22 protein-coding genes and 1 other annotated feature are annotated in these 23,695 nt (G+C 35.8%); of the genes, 3 read left to right on the top strand and 19 right to left on the bottom strand.

Going from position 1 to position 23,695, the window contains the following annotated elements; translation table 11 throughout:
- Window positions 1–4: 4 nt before the first annotated feature.
- The 13 genes from trxA to zapA form a co-directional block, all read right to left on the bottom strand.
- Window positions 5–319: a thioredoxin gene (trxA, locus tag B5V89_RS02500; RefSeq protein WP_066227084.1), complete on the bottom strand. Its 315-nt coding sequence runs from the start codon at window positions 317–319 to the stop codon at window positions 5–7.
- A 135-nt stretch (window positions 320–454) separates the two neighbouring features.
- Window positions 455–2,641, bottom strand: a complete 2,187-nt coding sequence (locus B5V89_RS02495; RefSeq protein WP_108070341.1) for a heavy metal translocating P-type ATPase — start codon at window positions 2,639–2,641, stop codon at window positions 455–457.
- Between the two features lie 56 nt (window positions 2,642–2,697).
- The gene (locus tag B5V89_RS02490; RefSeq protein WP_066227078.1) at window positions 2,698–3,504 is read right to left on the bottom strand and encodes a cytochrome c oxidase assembly protein; all 807 of its coding nucleotides are present in this window, start codon (window positions 3,502–3,504) and stop codon (window positions 2,698–2,700) included.
- Between the two features lie 123 nt (window positions 3,505–3,627).
- Complete coding sequence (locus tag B5V89_RS02485) at window positions 3,628–4,608, bottom strand: electron transfer flavoprotein subunit alpha/FixB family protein (protein ID WP_066227075.1); 981 nt, start codon at window positions 4,606–4,608, stop codon at window positions 3,628–3,630.
- Window positions 4,609–4,668: 60 nt separating this feature from the next.
- The gene (locus tag B5V89_RS02480) at window positions 4,669–5,442 is read right to left on the bottom strand and encodes an electron transfer flavoprotein subunit beta/FixA family protein (protein ID WP_108070339.1); all 774 of its coding nucleotides are present in this window, start codon (window positions 5,440–5,442) and stop codon (window positions 4,669–4,671) included.
- Window positions 5,443–5,576: 134 nt separating this feature from the next.
- On the bottom strand, window positions 5,577–6,350 hold the full coding sequence (locus B5V89_RS02475; protein WP_108070337.1) for an enoyl-CoA hydratase: 774 nt from the start codon (window positions 6,348–6,350) through the stop codon (window positions 5,577–5,579).
- Window positions 6,351–6,420: 70 nt separating this feature from the next.
- Complete coding sequence (locus B5V89_RS02470) at window positions 6,421–7,002, bottom strand: fatty acid metabolism transcriptional regulator FadR (protein ID WP_066227065.1); 582 nt, start codon at window positions 7,000–7,002, stop codon at window positions 6,421–6,423.
- A 204-nt stretch (window positions 7,003–7,206) separates the two neighbouring features.
- Window positions 7,207–8,904 (bottom strand): AMP-binding protein, encoded by a 1,698-nt coding sequence (locus tag B5V89_RS02465; RefSeq protein WP_108070335.1) that lies wholly within the window; start codon window positions 8,902–8,904, stop codon window positions 7,207–7,209.
- Window positions 8,905–9,202: 298 nt separating this feature from the next.
- The gene (locus tag B5V89_RS02460; protein WP_066227473.1) at window positions 9,203–9,610 is read right to left on the bottom strand and encodes a DUF350 domain-containing protein; all 408 of its coding nucleotides are present in this window, start codon (window positions 9,608–9,610) and stop codon (window positions 9,203–9,205) included.
- Window positions 9,611–9,664: 54 nt separating this feature from the next.
- The gene (locus B5V89_RS02455; RefSeq protein WP_066227060.1) at window positions 9,665–12,019 is read right to left on the bottom strand and encodes an endonuclease MutS2; all 2,355 of its coding nucleotides are present in this window, start codon (window positions 12,017–12,019) and stop codon (window positions 9,665–9,667) included.
- Between the two features lie 86 nt (window positions 12,020–12,105).
- A complete protein-coding gene (gene polX, locus B5V89_RS02450) occupies window positions 12,106–13,815 on the bottom strand; it encodes a DNA polymerase/3'-5' exonuclease PolX (RefSeq protein WP_066227056.1) in 1,710 nt (569 codons plus the stop codon).
- Between the two features lie 121 nt (window positions 13,816–13,936).
- Window positions 13,937–14,476: a CvpA family protein gene (locus B5V89_RS02445; protein ID WP_066227053.1), complete on the bottom strand. Its 540-nt coding sequence runs from the start codon at window positions 14,474–14,476 to the stop codon at window positions 13,937–13,939.
- Between the two features lie 4 nt (window positions 14,477–14,480).
- Complete coding sequence (gene zapA / locus B5V89_RS02440) at window positions 14,481–14,735, bottom strand: cell division protein ZapA (protein WP_235993023.1); 255 nt, start codon at window positions 14,733–14,735, stop codon at window positions 14,481–14,483.
- A 143-nt stretch (window positions 14,736–14,878) separates the two neighbouring features.
- Here zapA and rnhC point away from each other — a divergent pair, with 143 nt between their 5' ends.
- A complete protein-coding gene (gene rnhC / locus B5V89_RS02435) occupies window positions 14,879–15,799 on the top strand; it encodes a ribonuclease HIII (protein WP_107921265.1) in 921 nt (306 codons plus the stop codon).
- 27 nt (window positions 15,800–15,826) lie between these two features.
- Here rnhC and pheT read toward each other — a convergent pair whose 3' ends face one another.
- From pheT to B5V89_RS02420, 3 genes are all read right to left on the bottom strand, one after another.
- Window positions 15,827–18,241 (bottom strand): phenylalanine--tRNA ligase subunit beta, encoded by a 2,415-nt coding sequence (gene pheT / locus B5V89_RS02430; RefSeq protein ID WP_108070333.1) that lies wholly within the window; start codon window positions 18,239–18,241, stop codon window positions 15,827–15,829.
- 19 nt (window positions 18,242–18,260) lie between these two features.
- Entirely contained in the window at window positions 18,261–19,298 is a 1,038-nt protein-coding gene (gene pheS / locus B5V89_RS02425) for a phenylalanine--tRNA ligase subunit alpha (protein WP_108070331.1), read from the bottom strand.
- Between the two features lie 46 nt (window positions 19,299–19,344).
- Window positions 19,345–19,578: a binding site (T-box leader), on the bottom strand.
- A gap of 51 nt (window positions 19,579–19,629) precedes the next feature.
- Window positions 19,630–20,385, bottom strand: a complete 756-nt coding sequence (locus B5V89_RS02420; RefSeq protein WP_107921263.1) for a TrmH family RNA methyltransferase — start codon at window positions 20,383–20,385, stop codon at window positions 19,630–19,632.
- Window positions 20,386–20,507: 122 nt separating this feature from the next.
- Between B5V89_RS02420 and sspI the strand changes: the two genes are divergently transcribed.
- Window positions 20,508–20,717, top strand: coding sequence for a small acid-soluble spore protein SspI (sspI, locus tag B5V89_RS02415; RefSeq protein ID WP_066227033.1), 210 nt, complete (start codon window positions 20,508–20,510; stop codon window positions 20,715–20,717).
- 46 nt (window positions 20,718–20,763) lie between these two features.
- Here sspI and B5V89_RS02410 read toward each other — a convergent pair whose 3' ends face one another.
- Complete coding sequence (locus tag B5V89_RS02410; protein ID WP_066227030.1) at window positions 20,764–21,849, bottom strand: M42 family metallopeptidase; 1,086 nt, start codon at window positions 21,847–21,849, stop codon at window positions 20,764–20,766.
- A 368-nt stretch (window positions 21,850–22,217) separates the two neighbouring features.
- Between B5V89_RS02410 and B5V89_RS02400 the strand changes: the two genes are divergently transcribed.
- Window positions 22,218–22,613: a sigma-w pathway protein ysdB gene (locus tag B5V89_RS02400; protein ID WP_108070327.1), complete on the top strand. Its 396-nt coding sequence runs from the start codon at window positions 22,218–22,220 to the stop codon at window positions 22,611–22,613.
- 16 nt (window positions 22,614–22,629) lie between these two features.
- Here B5V89_RS02400 and B5V89_RS02395 read toward each other — a convergent pair whose 3' ends face one another.
- Both B5V89_RS02395 and rplT read right to left on the bottom strand, forming a co-directional pair.
- Window positions 22,630–23,199, bottom strand: a complete 570-nt coding sequence (locus B5V89_RS02395; RefSeq protein WP_066227023.1) for a TVP38/TMEM64 family protein — start codon at window positions 23,197–23,199, stop codon at window positions 22,630–22,632.
- A gap of 127 nt (window positions 23,200–23,326) precedes the next feature.
- Window positions 23,327–23,686 carry a 50S ribosomal protein L20 gene (rplT, locus tag B5V89_RS02390; RefSeq protein ID WP_066227020.1) on the bottom strand — a complete coding sequence of 120 codons (360 nt, stop codon included), beginning with the start codon at window positions 23,684–23,686 and terminating at the stop codon, window positions 23,327–23,329.
- Window positions 23,687–23,695 lie beyond the last annotated feature (9 nt).

Genomic DNA, 23,695 nt, shown 5'->3' with positions numbered 1-23,695 from the left:
TTTATTAAAGATGCTTGTTCACTAATTCAACTAATGCTTCTTTTGGTTGGTAGCCGATTACTTTATCTACTTCTTGGCCATCTTTCATTAAGATGAGTGTCGGGATACTCATTACACCATATTTACTTGCAGTTTCTTGGTTTTCATCAACATCAAGTTTAACGATTTTGACTTTATCTCCCATTTCACTATCTAATTCTTCAAGTACCGGTGCAATCATTTTACATGGTCCACACCATGTAGCCCAAAAATCTGTTAGTACTAATCCTTCAGAAGTTTCTGAAGAAAAATTTTGATCAGTTGCATGTGTAATTGCCATTGAATTACAACCTCCTATGAAAACTGTATTACAAATTCTAACGCAAGTATAACATCGTTCTTTTTCATATGCTAATGATTTGTTTCTATTTTAAACTTCCCACAACTTTTTTTGTTATGCATATTCCTAAATGGATTATATACTTATATTTTTTAACCTTAGTGAATTTAAAACAACGGAAACAGAGCTAAAAGCCATCGTTGCACTTGCAAACCATGGGGGCAATACACCCGTTATAGCAAGTGGGATACTAATAATATTATAAATAAACGCCCACACGAAATTTTGCTTAACATTCAACATTGTTTTTTTGCTAATAATAATCGCATCGGCTATTCGATTTAAATCATTGTTTAACAATGTTATGTCACCGGAATCAACGGCAATATCTGATCCATTCCCCATTGCCATCCCTATATTTGCAACTGTTAGTGCGGGTGCATCATTAATTCCATCACCCACCATGATTACACCTTGTCCTTTATTTTGATAATTTTTGATTAACTCCGCTTTCATTTGCGGAGTAACTTCAGCTTGAAAATGCTCAATTCCAGCTTTTTTCGCTACTAATTTTGCTGTGTTTTTATTATCACCAGATAGCATCGATACGGAAAGCCCCAACTTTTTTAGTCTTGCTATTGCCTTTTCAGAAGTATCCTTCATTTCATCTGCGACTGCAATCATTCCTTGAAGCTGCTCCTCCATTGAAACAAGGACAACGGTTTTCCCTTCGTCCTCCAGTCCCTTAACATCTTTTTCAATATCCTTGAATGTACTATTTCCTTGTTTTTTAAAATACGAGGGGTTCGCAATGACAATTTGTTTTCCATCTACAGTTGCTTTAACTCCATGACCCGGAATTGTTGTTGCGCTCCCAATATTCGGGATTAAATCCACCCGTTTTTCGACCTCTTTAACAATCGCTTTTGCAATTGGGTGGTTCGTGTTTTTTTCTATTGCTCCAATTAATTGGAGAAATAGTTTTTCTTCTAAATTTCGCACCATTATATCTGTAACTGCTGGTTCACCTTTTGTAATTGTTCCTGTCTTATCAAGGACAACCATGTTGTTTTTTGAAAGGAGTTCAATCATTTTCCCCTCTTTAAAAAGGATACCTAATTGGGCAGCTCTTCCGCTTCCAACCATTATTGATGTTGGGGTTGCCAATCCTAATGCACAAGGACAAGAAATAATTAATACAGCTATCGCTTTCTCAATTGCATCTCCCATCTGTCCAGGATTTAAATTTACGTACCATAATAAAAAGGTTGCAATCGCAATGATGATAACGATAGGAACAAAAATTCCGGTAAATTTATCCGCAATATGTTGGATGGGTGGCTTGGAAATTTGAGCTTCTTCTACAATTCCAATAATTTTTGATAGAATTGTTTCTGATTCTTTTTTCGTTGCTTTTATTTTCAATACGCCATTTTCATTGATCGTTCCAGAATAAACATTATTACCAATACTTTTTTCAACCGGAATGCTTTCCCCTGTTAACATTGCTTCATTAACTGTTGATGTCCCTTCAACAACCTGTCCATCAATTGGAATTTTTTCACCCGGTTTAACGAGTAGTACATCACCTGGAACAATTTGATGGATAAACGTTTCCGATTCTTCCCCGTTCTCGTACTTTATTGCTGACTTTACTTGTAATTGATTCAGCTTTTTTATTGCATCCATTGTCTTTCTCTTCGTTTTAGCTTCCATTAATTTTCCTAATAAAACAAACGTAATGATTAAAACACTCGTTTCATAATGGAGCCCATTATTATTTGATGGTGTAAATGTTAAGAAGTGACTATAAAAATAAGCGGCAGTGGTACTTAAGACTACCAATACATCCATATTTGCCTGTCGATTTTTAATTGCACTCCATGCTCCTTCATAAAAAGGATAAGCAATAATAAATTGGACAGGTGTGGCGAGTGTTAGTTGAAACAAAGGATTTAGAAAAATCTCCGGAATTGGTATAAATGAAAGATTCATATGTGACAACATTGTCCAAATTAGTGGGATTGAAAGAATCGCGGAGATGATAAATTTCCACGTTAACCGAACCATTTCCTTTCTTTTTGATTCGGTAGAATGACTTGTATTTCTGGAAATAATAGGTTCAAATCCAATTTTTTTTATTTTATTTAAGATTTGAAGTTTACTTGTTTGATTAGGGTCAAACATCACTCTTCCTTTTTCGGTTGCTAAATTAACATTAACTTTTAGTACGCCGTCCATTTTCGTAACTACTTTTTCGATTCTCGTTGCGCATGCACTACAATGCATCCCTTTAATATCTATTTGCATTGATTCAACCATACATTTCACCCAACTTTAGCCCATATTTATTACTAGTTTATTTTTATAAATATGGACTAGAACCGTCGTTTAAAAAAGAAATCGATGATACATATCGTTTCCTGCTTATTCATTTCTAACTTTGCCAAACTTCTTGCGCATAGAAAACTAGATTTATGAATAAAAAACATAAGAATTCCGGCAATTTGTTGATCAAGTTGGATGTCTATCATTGGTTTAAAAAATTCAACATTTATACTTGGTGGAATACATAAATTGATCATTTGGTTCAGTAAGGGGTTAGTCTCTTGAACAGGAAGCATGATTAACAAAAGGCAAGCTGGTGTAATAAGCCACACATTAATCTTTTTATAAGAAGCTTCAAAACAAATATTTTGCTGTTTTTTTGAGAATATATATGGTGCCCACTTTAGCAAGGCAAGGATGAATAAAATCCATATGGATAGATCGTGATAAATTTTGTGAGAAGTGATAAAGGTAAAAACAACGGGAAGATGGTAAATATATAGGAAAAAGGAAAAGAGAATGATAAAAAAATAAGAATCTATTTTTATATGCTTTAGTAATGAATGGCTTACCTTTTGATAAAATGTTGTTGTCATTCCTAGTAAAAGGAACTGAGGAACAATAAAATATAATAGACTAATTTGTAGCATATGGGTTGTGAAAGTCAAATGACTAATTGTACGAAGAGGAGAACCTTGTAATAAATACAATAGAATCATTCCACCACTAAAAAGGATGAACTGATTTAGCTGCCTTTTTCCTGTAAAAAAATAGGAAAGTCCAATAATTAAAACACAAATAATAAGAAAAGGAATATTCCATTTTAATTGTTGGGAAATCATCATTTGATAGGTCAATCTTGCTAATCCCTCCCTTAACAAAACACCTTCCTTTCTATTTTATTGAACAAGTATTGTCCTAGATTACGAAAAAATAAAAAACAGAGAAAGAAAAATTCTTTCTCTGCCAAGTGTTATTTATTATGAAGATGCTACTTTTAATTTTTTGAATTCCTCTGTTAGCATTGGTACAACCTCGAACAAATCTCCTACAATCCCATAATCGGCTACTTTGAAGATATTCGCTTCAGGATCTTTATTAATGGCAACAATCACTTTCGAGTTAGACATTCCAGCTAAATGTTGAATAGCTCCTGAAATACCACATGCAATATACAGATCTGGAGTAACTACTTTACCTGTTTGGCCGATTTGTAAGGAATAATCGCAATAATCTGCGTCACATGCACCACGTGAAGCACCAATTGCACCACCAAGTACATTCGCTAATTCTTTTAATGGTTCGAAACCATCTGCACTCTTAACTCCACGTCCCCCAGCAATGACAACCTTTGCTTCTGATAAGTCAACACCTTCACTCGCTTTACGTACAACTTCTTTAATAATTGTACGAAGATCTTTAATTTCGGCTGTGACTTTGCTAACATCACCAGTCCTGGACTCATCCTTTTCTAAAGGTGCAATGTTATTCGGACGAACGGTTGCAAAGATCACTCCGTCAGTAACAATTTTCTTTTCAAATGCCTTTCCGGAATAAATTGGTCTAGTAAAAACTAAATTTCCACCAGCAACCTCCACATCAGTAGCATCTGAAATTAATCCTGTTTCTAATTTACTTGCGATTTTTGGTGATAAATCTTTTCCAAGCGCTGTATGGCCAAATACGATTCCGTCAGGTTTTTCGGAATCAACTACAGCCATAAAAGCTTGAGAAAAACCGTCTGAAGAGTATTGACTTAATTTTTCATCTTCAACAACAACGACACGATCGGCACCGTATTGGATTAGTTCTTGTCCTAAAGCGTTTACATTATCACCTAATAAAACAGCAACTACTTCTCCACCTTCAGCAACCGTTTTTCCTGCTGCGATAGCTTCAAAAGAAACATTACGTAATGATCCATCACGAACTTCTCCTAGTACTAACACTTTTCTAGCCATTTGAATTACCTCCTGTATGTGAACATAGATTGGTCAATTGTTTGAAACTAAATATGAAAATTAAACGACTTTTGCTTCTTTATGAAGAAGATTAACAAGTTCGCTTACTTGATCTGTTAATTCACCTTCAAGAATACGACCCGCTTCTTTTTTAGGCGGCAAAAATACTTCAATCGTTTTCGTTTTTGCTTCTACATCATCTTTATCAAGATCTAGATCATCTAATTCTAATTCTTCTAACGGTTTTTTCTTCGCTTTCATTATTCCCGGCAAGGAAGGGTATCTTGGCTCATTTAAACCTTGTTGCGCAGTCACTAATAAAGGTAATTTTGTTTCAATTACTTCCGAGTCACCTTCCACATCACGAACAACTGTGACATTTTCGCCATTTATCTCTAATTTTGTAATCGTTGTCACATACGGTATACCTAGAAGATCCGCAACACGTGGGCCAACTTGTCCTGAACCTACATCAATGGCAACATTTCCACCAATAATTAAGTCGGCTTCTTTATCTTTTAAGTATTCAGCAAGAATTTTTGCCGTCGAAAATTGATCAGCATGTTCCAAATCGTCTTCAGTATTGATTAGAACTGCTCTATCTGCCCCCATAGCAAGTGCTGTACGTAACTGTTTCTCCGCTTCCTCACTCCCAACAGATACAACCGTTACTTCACCACCATGTTCATCACGCACTTGTATCGCTTCTTCAACGGCATATTCATCATAAGGATTGATAATGAATTCGGCACCATCTTCATTAATCGATCCATTCGAGATCGTAATTTTTTCCTCTGTGTCAAATGTTCTTTTCAAAAGTACGAAGATATTCATGTGAGTCCCTCCTAGAATTTAAAAACATTTCATTTGTTTTAAAGATTTTGAATTTTAACCTTAAGTTGAAAGACTAATGTAAACTACAAATATTTCCTTCAACAATTTAAATTTATTTAAAAGGGCAATGCCCTTTACTCACCTCTAAAATGTGGTTCTCTTTTTTCAATAAATGCTCTGATTCCTTCCTGACCATCTTTTGAACTGAAAACTTCGCCAAATAATTCAGATTCACGTTTTACACCATCGTAAAACTGATTCGTTTTTCCATAGTTTAATAGTTCAATAGCAGCCTTAATGGATACAGGACTTTTCTTAGCGATTTTCTCTGCTAATTCTTTCGCTTTATTTAATAATTCTTCATCAGAATAAGCATGGTTGGCAAGTCCCCATTTGACAGCTTCGTCACCTGTTATCGGTTCACTCGTAAAAAGCATTTCAGCCGCTTTTGCCATCCCAACATATCTCGGTAATCTTTGAGTTCCGGCAAATCCGGGAACTAAACCTAATTGAAGTTCAGGTAAACCTAGCTTTGCATTTTGCGTTACTAAACGAATATGACATGCCATAGCTAATTCCAAGCCACCGCCTAATGCGGCACCATGTATTGCTGCAATAATTGGTTTAGGGAACCTTTCCATTCTTTCGAAAAGGGTTTGACCTTTTTCACCCAAACTTCCGAAATCATCGCTCGATTGAATGGTCGTAAATTCTTTAATATCAGCACCTGCAGAAAAGAAGCGTCCTTCCCCGTGAAGAACTAAAACTCTAGTGTCAAAGTCATCCTCTATTTGGTCAAGAAGTTGTGATAATTCTTCTATTAGTGCCGAACCTAAAGCATTTGCCGGCGGCCGATTAATCGAAATGAACGCTACCTGATTTTCTTTCTTTATTTGTATGTACTCCATTTCCATCCCCCTTGCCGTTTTGTTATGCGTGAATCGGTGAGATTGTTGCTTCCCACCGATATGACATTTTTTATGCTCCAAAACCATTGATAAGCAATTGTTGAACTGCCGGAGCAAGTGCAACTAAATCATATTTTTCCTCATTCATTACCCATGTTGTCACGGTTTCATCAATCGTACCAAAAATCATTTGGCGAACTAAGCGTACCTCAATATCCTTTTTGAATTCACCGGTTTCTATCCCGTGATAAATGATCTTATCGACTAATTTTAAGTACCCTTTTAACACTTCATTTATTTTCAAACGAAGTTCTTTATTCGATTGACGGAGCTCTAGCTGGGTAACGATGGCCAATTGATGGTCGTCTGACAAAATTTTGAAATGACTTTCAACCATTACTAATAACTTCTCCGCAGCTGTCCGTTTTCCTGCTATTTCTTCATCAATTTTTTCGATAAACATTCCCATTTTCTCTTGAAACAATGAAATGAGGATATCTTCTTTATTCTTAAAATATAAATAGATTGTCCCATCTGCAACACCTGCTTGCTTCGCAATCTTGGAAACTTGTGCTTGATGATAACCATTTTCGGCAATCACTATAACTGCTGCATCAATGATTTGTCTGTATTTCGGTTTATTTGTTTTCATATATAACCTACACCACACCTTTCAATTTAAAGCGAGAGGTGAAGGTCAAAATGCTTTCCCACAATAATTAATTCCACACACTCTCATTTTCTTTTAAAAAATGAATGACCATTCATTCATAGTTTTATAATAATGTGAAACACATTCTCTGTCAAGCAACTTCTTAAAAAAGTGAAGAGCCACGCACGGCTCTAGAAAATTAGCTTACCCTAATTTGTCGTCTTTTTCGAGCTTTTTGCGTTCTTCATCTATTAATGAGCGTCTTAAAATTTTTCCGACTGCTGTTTTTGGCAATTCATTCCTAAATTCATACAATCTAGGCACCTTATATGCGGCTAAATATTTTCGAGAAAATTTATTTAATTCTTCTTCAGTTACTTTTGCGTTTTCTTTTAATACAACATAGGCTTTTACAGTCTCTCCTCTATACGGATCAGGTATACCAGCTACGACAGCCTCTTGGATATCAGGATGCTCATATAAAACTTCCTCAATTTCACGAGGATATATATTATAACCACCCGCAATGATAATATCTTTTTTCCGATCCACGATATAGAAATATCCTTGTTCATCCATGTAACCCACATCGCCAGTAAATAACCAGCCATCTTTTAATACTTGCTCAGTCTCTTCCGGTCGATTCCAATAGCCTTTCATCACTTGTGGGCCTTTAACTGCGAGTTCTCCTATTTCACCCGCCGGTAAAGGCTTTCCATCCTCCAATGAAAAAATTGCAGCATCCGTATCTGGCCACGGAACGCCAATACTTCCTTTCACCCTTTCTCCTGACCATAAAAAATTGGCATGAGTAATTGGTGAGGATTCGGATAAACCATATCCTTCAACTAATTTTCCACCAGTAACCTTTTCAAATTTTTGCTGTACTTCAATTGGTAAGGCTGCTGAGCCGCTTACACATGAATTAATGGATGATAAATCGTATTTTTCAATATTTGGATGATTTAATAAACCAATATAAATTGTTGGAGCACCAGGAAATATTGTTGGTCGCTGTTTTTGAATCGTTTTTAATGTAGTTTCTGCATCAAATTTAGGGAGTAATACCATTTTATATCCTTGCATGACTGAAAGCAGTAAGACAGCTGTCATTCCATAAACATGGAAGAATGGTAATAGGCCCAGAACCGTTTCTTCTCCCTTTTTTGCCTTATAAATCCAAGCATCACACATAGATGCATTTGCAATTAAGTTTTTATGAGTTAACATAACACCTTTTGGAAAACCCGTCGTTCCACCTGTATATTGTAACAACGCGAGATCGTTTTCAAAATCAAATTCATTTTCTAACGGAATGGCCTGCATATCAGTTAGTATTCTCTTTAATAGATGATGGTTACCTTCATGATTAATATTCACGGCTATCCCTGTTTGTTTCTTTTGAATAAAGGGATATATTAAGTTTTTCGGGAAAGGCAAATAATCTTTGACAGCGGTTACAATTATATGTTTGATTGATGTTTTTCCCATCACTTTACTCACTCGGGGGAATAAAATATCCAATGTTAAAATAACTTCTGCTCCTGAATCTTCCATTTGATATTCCAATTCTCTTTCTGTATAAAGAGGATTTGTCTGTACTACAACTCCTCCTGCATATAATACTCCAAAATAACCGATAACTGATTGTGGACCATTTGGCAGCATTATAGCAACTCTGTCGCCTTTTTTTATTCCTAGTTTTCTTAAATAATTTGCAAATTTTAGTGCGGATTCATAAATTTCCTGATACGTAATATTTTTTCCCATAAAATGAACGGCTATTTTATTTGAGTAATTCTTCGCTGCTTCCGTTAAATAAGAATGGACCGGTTTTTCTTCATATGATAACGTTGCCGGTATTTCCTTTGGATACTGTGACAGCCAAGGCTTTTGTTCCATATGTCCCCTCCTCAAATGGTGTTAGAAAATTTTCACTTATTACTCTATTATAGACTATTACGTAAATGGTTACAATTTGAAATGAATAGAAAATGAATCATTGTTCATTTTTTATTCATTTCCGCTACAGGTCCTTGACTATAAAAAAAGACTGAGCACACAAATGTCAGTCTTTCATTATTATTTATGTCATTATGACATAGATTATACCCACTACTAAGAAACATGCACATACAGCGAGTAAAACTTTTGCTAATGTTTCCATTTGCTTATCTCACCTATTTCCTTCCAAGTTACCTTATGAAATGCTTTCTCCAACAACAAATGATAATCCAATTGAAATTATCATCGAAATTAAGCCAACTGCTCGATTATCCTTTTCAATTTCAACATCTATTTTAAACTTTGGGGTCAAAAATTCATAGATAAAATATCCTATTAGTAGCAATAGGAATCCGTAAAATCCCCATCCTATCATGACAAAAAGAGAATCATGATGTTGTATTGAATATCTGAAAATATTGGCAATCCCGAAAATCTTTCCTCCAGTTGCCATTGCTACCGCAACATTACCCTTTTTAATCTCTTCCCAATTTCGATACTTTGTAACGATTTCAAATATGACTAAAAACACAACCATACATAAAACTACGACACTATAATATCCTGCTGTTAAAACAAAGGGATTTTCCCAAAAATGGTTCATCATCACTCATTGACTCCTTAATATCTCGAATAGGTTTTCGGTAAAGGTATGTCTTTACTTAAATTCAACGACAGTAATTCCGCTTCCGCCTTCACCTGCATCACCTAATCTTATACGTTTTACCGAGCGATGATGTTTCAAATATTCTTGAACTCCTTGACGAAGTGCCCCTGTTCCTTTTCCGTGAATAATTGATACACGCGGGTAGCCTGCTAATAATGCATCATCAATATACTTTTCTACCTTAAGTAGGGCGTTCTCGTATCTTTCACCACGTAGGTCAAGCTCTAATCCGACATGATAATCTTTACCCTTCACAGTTGCAAGAGGCTTTGTTTCAACTTTTTGCTGTGATTGGATAAATTCCATGTCGGATTCCTTTACTTTCATTTTCATAATTCCCATTTGTACTTGCCATTCTTCATCATTAACTTTTTCCAGTAAGTGGCCTTTTTGATTAAAACTAATGACTTTCACTTCATCTCCGGGAACAAATTGATGCTTTTTATTTACTGATTTTTTAACTGATTTCTTTTCAAGTGTAGGTACAGCATCTGCCAAACGTTTTCGTGCTTCAATTAACTCGTGTTCCTTTATCACTGCTTGGTTATTGAGTCGCATCTTACGTAAAGAACGGATAATTTCTTCCGCTTCTTCTTTTGCTTCCTCAATGACCTTCGCCGCCTTTAATTCCGCCTTTTCAAACATTTTGTCTCGTTGTTCGTAAAATTCGATCATTTGTTTTTGTAAATCTTTATGGAGCTTTTCGGCATCTTTTAAATAGTCGAGTGCTTCTTGGTGTTCTCTTTCGGCTTCGCGTTTGCTTTTTTCTAAAGAAGCAATCATATTTTCCACTTGATTCGTATCCGCACCAATATATGATTTGGCATGTTGAATGACATGTTCAGATAACCCTAATCGTTTCGAAATTTCAAACGCATTACTTCTTCCGGGTACACCAATCAATAGTCGATAAGTTGGACTTAACGTTTCCACGTTAAATTCAACACTTGCATTAATCACTCCTTCTCGATTATACCCATATGCCTTTAGCTCAGGATAATGAGTAGTAGCAACCACTTTTGCCCCTCGTCCGTACACTTCGTCCAAAATTGAAATTGCCAGCGCTGCACCTTCCTGTGGATCGGTTCCAGCACCTAATTCATCGAAGAGGACAAGGCTTTCATGATCAACATGCTTCAAAATATCTACAATATTTACCATATGGGAGGAGAAGGTACTTAAGCTTTGCTCGATCGATTGTTCATCACCAATATCAGCGAATACTTCTTTAAATACAGAGACTTCAGAACCATCCAAAGCAGGAATTTGTAATCCGGCTTGTGCCATTAATGTACAAATCCCTATTGTTTTAAGTGTAATGGTTTTTCCACCTGTATTTGGCCCCGTTATAACAATAGAAGTATAGTCTTTCCCTAAGGTGATATCATTTGCAACTGCTTCATCGATAGGCAATAACGGATGTCTTGCTTTATTTAATTGGATAATCCCTTGATTGTTTATGATTGGCTTTGTCGCTTTAATTGTTTTTCCGAAGCGTGCTTTTGCAAAGATAAAATCAAATTCTCCCATGATTTCGACCATGGTAGCTAACTCATCACCCGAATCAGCAACTTCTGCTGATAATTCGCTTAATATCCGTTCAATTTCTTGTTGTTCCTTCATATGAAGTTCTCTTAACTGATTATTCAGTTCTACGACAGATTGCGGCTCAATAAAAAGGGTTTGTCCAGATGCTGATTGATCATGAACGATTCCACCATAATTAGATCGATATTCTTGTTTTACAGGAATCACGTAACGATCATTTCTTATTGTTATGATTGCATCAGAAAGCATTTTGGCAGCATTTCGAGAACGAATCAAGCTTTCAAGTTTTTCACGAATTCTACTTTCATTTGAACGTAATTTTTGACGGATTTGTCGCAACGTTTCACTCGCTCCATCAAGAACTTCTCCATTTTCATCAATCGCGTTTTTAATTTTGTGTTCAAGTGGTGTAAGAATCGTGATTTGTTCCGCCTTTTCTTCAAGAATCGGAATCTCAACTGCATTTTCAAGCAAACCTTCGATAAATCTTTTCATTGTTCGCGCTGCATAAATAGTGCTGGCGGTTTGAACTAATTCCATAGCATTTAATATCCCGCCAATTTGAGCCCTTTTTATATGTGGTCGAATATCGTAAATCCCTGTTAACGGTGCATGACCTTTTAGCCGAAGTACATGGCTGGCCTCATCTGTTTCTGCCTGTATTTCCAATACCTCATCGTATGAGGAAGATGGAACTAATTCACGTATTTTAGCTTGTCCAAGTGACGAGGATGCATGCTCCAAAAGCAATTCTTTAATTTTGTTAAATTCTAATGTTTTAAGTATTTTTTCTTGCATAACAAGTTGCAAGCCTCCTATTTCTCGAGGTTAGAGGTGAAAGGATGAAAAGATGTTTCCGATCTCAACCTATAACCATTACCATTTTAACGATGTTTATTCCCCAAAAATTTCAATAGTTCCTCTGGTTCCATCGCATTAATTACTGTATCTTTTTCAATCCAACCCTTTCTTGCCGTACCTACACCATATTCCATATAATCTAGGTTTTTTATATTATGTGCATCTGTGTTTATGACTATTTTCACGCCATTTGCTTGCGCTTTTCGAACATTTTCCGCTGCTAAATCGAGTCGATTAGGATTCGCATTTAATTCAAGAACCGTATTCGTTTCCTTTGCTAATTCAATTAGTAAATCTATATCAACGCTGTAGCCTTGCCTTCTCTCAATTAAGCGCCCGGTTGGATGAGCTATAATATCAACATGAGGATTATTCAAAGCAGTCTTTAATCTTTCCATAATTTTTGATTTTGGCTGGTTAAAATTAGAATGAATGGAAGCGATAACGATATCCAATTCCGCTAATACTTCATCTTCAAAATCAAGTGTACCATCCGGGAGAATATCCATCTCAATCCCGGATAATATGAGGATATCATCATATTTCTCATTTAATTTTCTAATTTCTGCATTTTGTTCTCTTATTCTTTCCACTGTTAATCCATTCGCTACTTTTAAATATTTCGAGTGGTCTGTAATCGCCATATATTTATAACCCTTTTGCCTACAAGCATTTACCATTTCTTCCAAGGAATTTGCTCCGTCAGACCAAGTCGTATGCATATGTAGATCACCGATAATATCATTTAATGAGATTAATTGTATATCGGAAGTAAAATCATCCACTTCATTGCCATCTTCTCGAATTTCCGGTGGAATATATGGCAATCCGAAATGGTGAAAAAATTCCGTTTCATTGGCAAACGTAAGTACTTCACCTGTTTTTAGGTTTTCAACACCATATTCACTAATTTTCTCCCCACGTTTTTTGGCGAGTTGACGCATTCGTACATTATGTTCTTTTGAACCTGTAAAATGATGCAATGTGGTAGCAAATTCTATAGGATGGACGAGACGAATATCTATATTAACTGTATCTGCAACACAGAGGGTAACTTTCGTATCTCCATCAGCAATTGCCTCAGATACTTCAAATAATCGAAATAACTGTTCTTTAACTAGTTTTGGTTCTACCGTTGCAATTACATAATCTAAATCCTTCATCGTTTCTTGTACTCTTCTTAAACTTCCTGCTCGAGAAAATTGAATGACATTATCCATGGTAGATAATACCTCATCAAATAGTTCAATATATTTCAACATATATGGAATCGAAAAGCGACTAGGTTTTAAACCAAATTCCTCAATTGATTTCAAAATTTTATCTTCCGTTTTTGGTCCGAATCCTTTTAATTTTTGGACTAAGCCCTCTTCACATGCATCTTTTAGTGAATTAACGTCTGTAATTCCTAATTCATGATACAAAGCAGCAATTTTTTTCCCTCCTAATCCCGGAAGTTGGAGGAGCGGGATCAATCCGGTTGGCAGCTCGTCCTGCAAACTTTTAAGTAGTGTGGACTTTCCCGTTTCGATAAATTCCTTTATTACTTCTGCGGTACCTTTTCCAATTCCCTCAATAATTGTAAAGTCTTCTATTTCACTTAAACTTCTACGATCAGCCTCCAAGCTCTTAGCCGCTTTGCGATAAGCCGAAACCTTAAAGGAATTTTCTCCTTTTATTTCTAAATAAATAGCTATATGTTCTAATAATCGAATAATCGACTTTTTATCCATAACAAATTCAATCTCCTTTCTGTCGAAGAAAGCTCTTATGCTTGTATATTTACATATATACTAGCAAAAATGATTTGAAAAGGCATGTAAAAAGAAAAAACTTCCCCATGAAGAGAAGTTTCTACGAAATATTGCTAATCCACCAGTTTTCAATTTGATTTGAAAGTATTGGCGTATTTTTAATTATTCCTTTGGCAATAAATGATTGATCAAGTGCATGTTGAATCGATTCGATCGGAAGCAGGGCTCCAATATATAAGATGATGAAGATAATTAAGTAAACTTCGAGAAAGCCTAATATGCCCCCAGCCCAAACATTTAATTGTTTTAAGATCGGAATACGTGCAACAAAATCTAGTGCCGATCCAATAATGTGTAAAATAATTTTTGTTGCAAAGAAAATAATAGCAAAAGCAATTGCCCGATAATAGGCATCTTCTAGATTTAATCCACTTAATAACATGGATATCGATTTGTTTTCATCCAATGCCGGATACGGTATCCATAGTTTAAGATGTGGTGCTAAATCTTTAAAATACATATACGCTACAGCAAATGCAATAATAAAACCGGTAATATGAATGAGCTGAAGAATAAATCCTCTCTTCAGACCAACAAAAAATCCAATGATTAAGATTAATAGAATAACTAAATTAACCATGACTTCAGTCCTTTAATTGTTGAAGTTGATTTTCGAGAATCTCTATTTTTTCCTGCAATTTTAAATAATCATGTACGGCGTTTACAGCTGTTAAAACAGCAAGTTTACTAGTATCTAATGAGGGGTTTTGGGACCTAATATCACGCATTTTCTCATCAACTAATGAGGCAACATGGCGTATATGATTTGCCGAATCCGTACCGACAATAGTATATTGCTGTCCATATATCCCGACCGTTATGCGATTTTTTTCAGTCAATCTTTTTTGCCCCCTCGGTTTAAAAATCCTATTGTTTATAATAACATGGAATGAATAAGTTGGAAAGATTTTGTCCATTAATGTCGAAAGTATCTAATTTCGTATACAACATATTATATAATTACTTAATGGAGGTTGTTCATATGTCAAACACTGTCATAAAAGTTTCCCATGAAATGATAAATAAAATGAAGGATTATTATTCACAGTCACTCCTTGAAAAAAATCCACCTGGAGCAATTTTTACTGCTAAACAAAATGGCTGCACGATTACAGCTTACCGATCAGGAAAGGTTATGTTCCAAGGAAATTTCCATTCCGATGAAGCTAGTAAATGGGGAGAAGCTTCAACAATCCCAAAAAAGACAAAGGTAAATAAAACATCTGGAAAACCGTTACCGCCCGACATTTCAACAATGTCACTGATTGGCTCTGATGAAGTAGGAACAGGTGATTATTTTGGACCTATCACAGTTGTTAGTGCCTATGTTAAAAAGGAACAAATCCCTTTGCTAAAGGAGTTGGGCGTAAAGGACTCTAAAGATCTTTCCGACCCCCAAATTGTCACGATCGCCAAGGATTTGCTTCACGTCATTCCTTACAGTCTATTAATATTACATAATGAAAAATACAATCAATTGCAAGCAAGTGGAATGACACAAGGTAAAATGAAAGCATTATTACATAACAAAGCATTGAATAATCTTTTGAAAAAAATACCCGAAAAACCCGAAGCAATTTTGATTGATCAATTCGTTGAAGCAGATACGTATTATCGTCATTTAAAGGGACAAAAAGAAATATGCACCGAAAATGTTTACTTTAGTACGAAAGGAGAAAGTGTCCATCTTGCAGTAGCAGCAGCCTCTATCTTAGCAAGATATGCATTTATAAAAGAATTTGATAAATTAAGTGAAAAAGCAGGATTCACCTTACCAAAAGGGGCAGGACACCAGGTCGATAAGGCTGCTGCACGATTAATTAAAAAGAAAGGCCGTCCTGCTTTAAAAGATTTTGCTAAAATTCATTTTGCTAACACGGAAAAGGCATTAAAGTTAATATAAAAAAACGCGGAAGCTCCGCGTTTTTTTCTACCCTCTTAATTCAGCACCTGTTTGTTCTTTCACTGCCTTAAGCACTTTTTCATGTGCTTTTACAACTTCGTCATCTGTTAATGTACGATCCGGATCAAAATATTTTAATGAAAATGCAATGGATTTTTTCCCTTGTTCCATATGTTCACCTTCATAAAGGTCAAAAATTGAAACCTCTTTTAATAATGATCCACCCGCTGTTTCAATAATATCTTTTAACGTTCCAGCATTTACTGTGCTGTCAACGACTAATGCAATATCCCTCGTTATGGAAGGGAATCGCGGAATAGACATATATTGTAATGGCCTTACATCGAAACTAAATACTGGTTTCGTCATTAGTTCAAATACATATGTTTCTTTCAAATCCAATTCCTTTTGAACTTGTGGATGAATTTGACCGATAAAACCGATTACTTCATTATCTAAAACGATTTCAGCCGTTCTTCCCGGATGCATGCCGTCAATTTGTGCAGTTTGATAAGAGATATGTTGACTTACACCAAGTTTTTCGAATAACCCTTCAACAACACCTTTTGCTACATAAAAGTCAACTGCTTTTTTCTCACCCTGCCATAGTTGAGAATGCCATAATCCAGTAATTGCTCCTGCTAAATGTTCATATTCATCAGGTTGCTCATGATCCGTAGTTTTCAAAAATACTGAACCTATTTCATATATAGATACAGAATCATTTTTTCTAGCAAGATTATAGGAAACAACGTCTAATAATCCAGGTAAAATGCTTAAGCGTAAGTGGCTTCTTTCTTCACTCATCGGCATCGCTAAACGTATCGGATCTCTTTTTTCAATTGCATAATTCTTAGATTTTTCTTCGCTTGTTAATGAATAAGTGATTGCTTGATTTAAACCCGCACCTTCTAAAAATCTTTTTGCTGCACGACGTTTTCTTTGATTTTCAGTTAATCCGCCCGGTGTTGTTTCACCCGAAGGTAATGTAGTTGGAAGATTATCATAACCGTATAGACGTGCTACTTCCTCAATTAGATCTTCTTGTATCGTAATATCTCCGCGGCGGGTTGGTATTGTAATCGTAAAAATTTCATCGTCTAATTTTACGTCAAATTGTAGACGGTTAAAAATTTCAAGTACTTCATTTGAAGTAATGGTTGTTCCTAATGTTTGATTTATTTTGCTTAACGTAATTTCAATAACAGCAGGCTCAACTCGTAATGTATTTACTTCTACTACACCAGACAAAACGTCACCGGATGCGTATTTTTCCATTAATTCGGCAGCGCGCTCCGCTGCATCATGGATACGGTTCGGATCGACACCCTTTTCAAAACGGGCACTGGCTTCACTGCGTAATCCGTGGTCTTTAGACGCATTACGAACGGTTTGACCGTTAAAATAAGCCGATTCAAGTAATACGGTTGTCGTAGAATCGCTAACTTCAGAATTAGCACCACCCATAACACCCGCCATCGCAATTGGGTCTTTTCCATTTGTAATAACTAAATGAGAAGCTTTTAACGTTCTTTCGGTGTCATCAAGTGTAGTGATTTTTTCCCCTTCATGGGCTAAACGAACAACAATTTCTTTTGAACCTAATTTATTATAGTCAAAGGCATGTAACGGTTGACCATATTCAAGTAAAATGTAATTTGTAATATCCACCACATTATTATGTGGACGGATTCCGGCTGACATTAATCTTGTTTGCATCCACAATGGCGAAGGGCCGATTTTTACATTTTTAATGATTTTCGCCACATATAGTGGATTTTCTTCCGGTGCATCGACTTTAATTGAAATATAATCGCTTGCAGCTTCAGAATCAGTTGCTTTCTCGATAGCAGGTAGTTTAACTTCCGTACCAAGAATAGCTGCTACTTCATAGGCTACACCCAACATGCTTAAACAGTCTGAACGGTTCGGTGTTAAACCTAATTCAAGAATTTTATCATCTAAATTTAACAATGCTAATGCATCAGAACCCACTTCTACATCGTTTGGAAATACAAATATTCCTTCGGCAAAATCCTTCGGAATTAGCTTTCCTTCAATCCCAAGTTCTTGCAGGGAACAAATCATCCCATTTGATTCTTCACCACGTAATTTTGATTTTTTAATTTTGAAGTTTCCCGGTAAAACAGCCCCAACAGTAGCAACGGCTACTTTTTGTCCTTTGGCAACATTTTTAGCCCCACAAATAATTTGTACTGGTGCTTCGTCGCCAAGGTCAACTAAGCATTTATTTAATTTGTCAGCATTTGGATGCTTTTCGCATTCTAATACATGACCGACAACGACGCCTTTAATAGAGGCGGCTTTATGTTCAACACTTTCTACTTCAATTCCACTTCTCGTTATTTTTTCTGCTAATTCTTCTGCGGATAGACCATTTAAGTCTACATATTCATTTAGCCATTTATATGAAACTAACATATCTTTTCCTCCCTAGCTTTTACTCATGTACAGAAAATTGTTTTAAGAAACGAGTATCATTCGTGTATAGATGGCGGATGTCATCGATTCCGTATTTCAACATCGCAATTCGTTCTGCACCGATTCCAAATGCAAATCCTGTATACTTAGTTGAATCAAATCCAGCCATTTGCAAAACATTTGGGTGAACCATTCCGGCACCTAGCATTTCAATCCAGCCTGTTTTTTTACATACATTACAGCCTTCTCCTCCACAGGAGAAACAAGATACATCCACTTCAACAGATGGCTCTGTAAATGGGAAAAAGCTTGGACGTAAGCGGATTTGGCGCTCAGCACCGAACATTTTTTTCGCAAATACTTCTAACGTGCCCTTCAAATCCCCCATTGTAATGTTTTCATCTACAACAAGACCTTCAATTTGCATAAATTGGTGGGAATGGGTTGCATCATCATTATCTCGACGATACACTTTCCCAGGACAAATAATTTTAACTGGTCCTTTTCCTTCATGTTTTTCCATCGTTCTCGCTTGAACTGGGGAAGTATGTGTTCTTAATAAAATATCTTCAGTAATATAGAAGGAATCTTGCATATCACGAGCTGGGTGTCCTTTTGGAAGGTTTAAAGCTTCAAAATTGTAGTAATCCTTTTCTACTTCCGGTCCTTCAGCTATCGTATATCCCATACCGATAAAGAAATCTTCAATTTCTTCTACTACTCTTGTTAATGGATGGTGATTACCTACTTTAACTGGGCGACCGGGAAGGGTAACATCGATCGTTTCCTCCGCTAATTGTTTTTCAACTGCGGCTTTTTCTAATGCTTCACTTTTTAACTCGATTTGCTTGCTGATTACTTCCCTTACTTCATTGGCAAGGGCACCCATTTTCGGACGTTCTTCAGCTGAAAGCTGCCCCATTCCTCTTAAAACTTCTGTTATCGGCCCTTTTTTTCCTAAATATGCAACGCGAACATCGTTTAAAGACTTTAAGTCTTCCGCTTGCTCAATTTTTGCTAAGGCTTCTCCTTGTAAATCTTTTAATTTTTGCTCCATCTTTTCTACCTCCTTTAATAAATAAGCATAAAAAAACCCCGTCCTTAGAAGGGACGAGGTTATCATCGCGGTACCACCCTAATTAGCATCAAAAAATATTATGCTCAACTTCATTAAATAACGGCTTTTCACCGAGGCATCTTTACATTTCAATAGAAACGGTCCCGATGCTGACTCCAGGGGTGAATTTCACTTAATATTCCATAAAAATGCTCCCAGTCTTTGGCATTTTCTCCCTAAATGGATCCATTAAACTACTTTTCCCTATCATTGTCTTTTATCATTTATGCAATTGTATATATTATAGTATTTTGTGAAATGAAATTCAAATTTATTTCTTTAAATAATACATTAATATTCCAGCGGCTACTGCAACGTTCAATGATTCTGCTTGTCCGTGTATTGGGATATATAAATTTTGCTTTGTTAACTCTAATAAATGTTTGGATACCCCATTCCCTTCATTTCCAACTATAAGCGCGAAAGAATCTTGTGGCTGAACTTGTTTAAAAGGGATTCCGTTTTCCAATGCCGTTCCATAGACAGGAATTTGTTCTTGTTGAAGCTTATTAATCCATTCATCCAGGTGTCCCGTTAGTATATTAATATGAAAATGGCTGCCTTGGGCAGAGCGAATGATTTTAGGATTATATGCATCAACCGTTCCTTCTCCTAAAACAACGGCATTCAAGCCAGCAGCATCTGCTGTACGGATCATCGTTCCGATGTTCCCTGGGTCTTGGACCGCATCCAATAGCAAAAATGATTTTCCATTCAACTCATTAACAGAAGTATTTTTCATTTGACAAACGGCAAAAATGCCTTGGGCTGTTTCTGTATCCGAAATCGCTTTGCTAATTTCTGAAGTAATTTTTGTTACTTGAAGTCCATGAATATCCCATTCTTGAGGAATTTCGATTTCCTCACTATACATTAATTCAATGATGTCCTCTTTAAATTTTAGTGCTTCTTCAACAAGATGGAAACCTTCAACTAAATAGGAATTCGTTTTTTGACGTTCTTTTTTAGTCAATAATTTTTTCCACTGTTTCACTTGCGGATTTTTCAATGACTCGATATATTTCACTTGTATTCTCCTCTTCACTTATCAATATCTCATTATATCGTAATTTATATACATATAACATTCTAATTCGTGACATGCTAATAGCAAATGTTAAAGAAATATAATAAAAGGAGTGCTACAAAATGAACTTAAATCTCCGTAATGCCATTATTCATAATGTATCCGGAAATGACCAAGCACAATTAAAGGATACAATTGTTGATGCGATTCAAAGAGGAGAAGAAAAAATGCTGCCCGGCTTAGGTGTTTTGTTTGAAGTAATTTGGAATCATGCGGATGAACAAGAAAAGAATATGATGCTTGAGACATTAGAAGAAGGCTTAAAGCAATAAACATAGGAAAGGGCATATCCGTTTGGTTATGCCCTTTATTATATCATTACTCAAAGGTAATTTTATCCACAGTTTCACGATCAAGACGTTTAATGACTTCTGTAATTAATTTCACCGTATTTTCATAATCATCACGATGCAACATGGCTGCATGTGAGTGAATATAACGTGTTGCAATAGTAATGGCAAGTGATGGCACTCCATTTGCTGTTAAATGAATCGATCCTGCGTCTGTTCCTCCACCTGGGATGGCATCGAATTGATATGGGATACTTAATTCTTCTGCAACCCCTACAACTAAATCGCGCAAACCTTTATGAGAGACCATTGATGCATCATATAAAATGATTTGTGGTCCTTCTCCCATTTTGCTTAAAGCTTCTTTTTCTGTAATCCCTGGTGTATCGCCGGCAATTCCAACATCGACACCAAAGCCAATATCAGGCTTAATTTTCATAGCGGCTGTTTTTGCACCGCGAAGTCCAACTTCTTCTTGAACATTTCCGACACCGTAAACAATATTTGGATGCTTTTCGTTCTTTAGATTTTTCAATACATCAATTGCAATTGCACAGCCAATACGATTATCCCACGCTTTTGCTAGAAGCATTTTTTCATTATTCATTACGGTAAATTCAAAGTATGGAACGACCATATCCCCCGGAAGTACGCCCCATTCCAAAGCTTCTTCTTTGCTTGAAGCACCGATATCAATAAACATATCTTTAATTTCATACGGCTTTTTCCTAGCTTCAGGAGACAAGACATGTGGTGGTTTTGATCCGATGACACCAGTAAGATCTCCTTTTCTTGTAACGATCGTTACTCTTTGTGCAAGCATTACTTGAGACCACCAGCCACCGACCGTTTGGAATCGAAGAAATCCTTTGTCATCAACTTGGGTTACCATAAATCCAACTTCGTCTAAATGACCAGCAACCATAATTTTGGGACCGTTTTCATCTCCTACTTTTTTAGCAATTAAACTTCCTAGACCATCTGCAGTAATTTCATCTGAAAACGGTTCAATATATTTTTTCATTACGTCGCGTGCTTCTTTTTCATTACCCGCGATGCCCTTTGCATCCGTTAAGTCCTTGAGCATCGTCAATGTTTCATCAAGCTTTGCCATCCTATTAACCTCCAATATTAATATGTATGTACCCTAATTATTATAATAGATAAAATCAAAAAAATACAAAAATTCACCTCTATATTTTTCATAAAATAGATTGTTACTTTAAATATTTTAAACGCACAGAGTGGATTGGAGCGGAAGGCACTTGACTCCTGCGGGATCAGCTGGACAGATGAGACCCCGCAAGAGCGAAGCGATGAGGAGGCTCAGCGCCAGCCCCGCGGAAAGCAAGTGCCTGGAGCGGAAAGGAACGGTTCAATTGTTTATTCTCACAAAATTTACGAAAGCATCAAAAAAGATGAATCCTTTTTAAGTAATACACGTATGCAAAAGGTAGTAATTATTAATTGGAGGTTTAGATTATGCTTTGGTTAATAAGAATTGCCATACTTGCCTTAGTGATTTACTTTATTGCAAAAATTATTAAGTACCTACGTAATCCAAAGCGAAAATTACAGCATGCACATAATGGAAAGCGCTATTTTTTTTATGATGACTCTGAAAATATTCGGAAAAACTTTCTGATTACATATAAAGGAGTTTTACTCGAAGGAGAAAAATATTTAGGACCTAAAGAAACATCCTCTAATGTATTATCCATTTTTGTTTGGCCGCATGATTTACAATTACTAAATGCACTAAACGATCAAGACTTATTATTTTTGGAAAATGAAATTAAATTAAAATATCCGAATGCAGTGATTGATTGGAAAAATCCTATCAAAGAAATTATTAGAAAACATAAAGAAAACTGCTGAATATTACAGCAGTTTTTTATGTACCAGGGAAAAATTCTTTCCATTTCATAACAATCACTTTTTCTCTTAATATAAAAAACAGAATGGACAATGCAATGAGGATAATTATAATCAGTGAAGGTGTGAATCGGGAGATGAACTGTCCAAAAACAGTATAGAACACGACGAGTGGAATATTTGTAACAAAAGATCCTTTTAAATAACTTTTAAATGTAGGATTCCTTTCAAGCAAGCAAATATTTAGCAAATGATAATGAAAAAAAGGAATTAAACGAAGGATAGCTATTTGCCCGATCGTAAGCTTCGCATACTGCCCAAAACATTTTAATTTAATTTTTAATAGCTTTTCATAGGTTTTCGGCATTTTCTTAATACATCCATAGAAAAGGACTGAAAGCAGCATTAATCCGGCTAACGAATAAATAATACCAAGTAAACTTCCGAATAATATTCCCCCTGCCATACAAACTACGGCCACTGGAATAAATAAAAATTGCCTAAGCACATGAAAAAGAATAAACATAAAAGGAGCCAATACTGCACTACCTTCTACAAATGAAAATAACATTAATAATTGCTCATTCATTTTTCTCACCACTCTCTTCTTGTCATTCTTGATGTAGACACTTTACTAAAAGATATTTAATAAATTGTTATGTTATGACAAACAAAAAAAGCCATCCTTCACAAAGAGGATGACTTTCAAAATAGCATTATTTTGTAAATTGAGCTTTTGCTTGGTTAGCAAGTTCAGTGAATGCTTTTTCATCATGAATAGCTAAATCAGCAAGCATTTTGCGGTTTACTTCAATACCAGCAAGCTTTAGTCCGTGCATTAAACGGCTGTAAGAAAGACCATTTATACGTGCAGCTGCATTGATACGAGTAATCCAAAGCTTACGGAAGTCGCGTTTTTTCTGACGACGGTCACGATAAGCATACATATAAGATTTCATTACTTGCTCATTAGCTGTTTTATATAATGTATGTTTTGAACCGAAATAACCTTTTGCTAATTTTAATACTTTTTTACGACGTCTGCGGCTAACTATTCCGCCTTTTACACGTGGCATATTATTTCC

It is taken from the genome of Heyndrickxia sporothermodurans, from assembly GCF_003055045.1.
Taxonomy (GTDB): domain Bacteria; phylum Bacillota; class Bacilli; order Bacillales; family Bacillaceae_C; genus Heyndrickxia; species Heyndrickxia sporothermodurans.
The sequence above is the reverse complement of the archived record's forward strand: the minus strand, read 5'-3'. Positions and strand labels throughout refer to the sequence as shown.

Coding starts and splice junctions, on each gene's coding strand:
- trxA (WP_066227084.1), bottom strand. CDS start 319: ATGGCAATTACACATGCAACTGATCAAAATTTTTCTTCAGAAACTTCT.
- B5V89_RS02495 (WP_108070341.1), bottom strand. CDS start 2,641: ATGGTTGAATCAATGCAAATAGATATTAAAGGGATGCATTGTAGTGCA.
- B5V89_RS02485 (WP_066227075.1), bottom strand. CDS start 4,608: ATGGCTAGAAAAGTGTTAGTACTAGGAGAAGTTCGTGATGGATCATTA.
- B5V89_RS02480 (WP_108070339.1), bottom strand. CDS start 5,442: ATGAATATCTTCGTACTTTTGAAAAGAACATTTGACACAGAGGAAAAA.
- B5V89_RS02475 (WP_108070337.1), bottom strand. CDS start 6,350: ATGGAGTACATACAAATAAAGAAAGAAAATCAGGTAGCGTTCATTTCG.
- B5V89_RS02470 (WP_066227065.1), bottom strand. CDS start 7,002: ATGAAAACAAATAAACCGAAATACAGACAAATCATTGATGCAGCAGTT.
- B5V89_RS02465 (WP_108070335.1), bottom strand. CDS start 8,904: ATGGAACAAAAGCCTTGGCTGTCACAGTATCCAAAGGAAATACCGGCA.
- B5V89_RS02460 (WP_066227473.1), bottom strand. CDS start 9,610: ATGAACCATTTTTGGGAAAATCCCTTTGTTTTAACAGCAGGATATTAT.
- B5V89_RS02455 (WP_066227060.1), bottom strand. CDS start 12,019: ATGCAAGAAAAAATACTTAAAACATTAGAATTTAACAAAATTAAAGAA.
- polX (WP_066227056.1), bottom strand. CDS start 13,815: ATGGATAAAAAGTCGATTATTCGATTATTAGAACATATAGCTATTTAT.
- B5V89_RS02445 (WP_066227053.1), bottom strand. CDS start 14,476: ATGGTTAATTTAGTTATTCTATTAATCTTAATCATTGGATTTTTTGTT.
- rnhC (WP_107921265.1), top strand. CDS start 14,879: ATGTCAAACACTGTCATAAAAGTTTCCCATGAAATGATAAATAAAATG.
- pheT (WP_108070333.1), bottom strand. CDS start 18,241: ATGTTAGTTTCATATAAATGGCTAAATGAATATGTAGACTTAAATGGT.
- pheS (WP_108070331.1), bottom strand. CDS start 19,298: ATGGAGCAAAAATTAAAAGATTTACAAGGAGAAGCCTTAGCAAAAATT.
- sspI (WP_066227033.1), top strand. CDS start 20,508: ATGAACTTAAATCTCCGTAATGCCATTATTCATAATGTATCCGGAAAT.
- B5V89_RS02410 (WP_066227030.1), bottom strand. CDS start 21,849: ATGGCAAAGCTTGATGAAACATTGACGATGCTCAAGGACTTAACGGAT.
- B5V89_RS02400 (WP_108070327.1), top strand. CDS start 22,218: ATGCTTTGGTTAATAAGAATTGCCATACTTGCCTTAGTGATTTACTTT.
- B5V89_RS02395 (WP_066227023.1), bottom strand. CDS start 23,199: ATGAATGAGCAATTATTAATGTTATTTTCATTTGTAGAAGGTAGTGCA.
- rplT (WP_066227020.1), bottom strand. CDS start 23,686: ATGCCACGTGTAAAAGGCGGAATAGTTAGCCGCAGACGTCGTAAAAAA.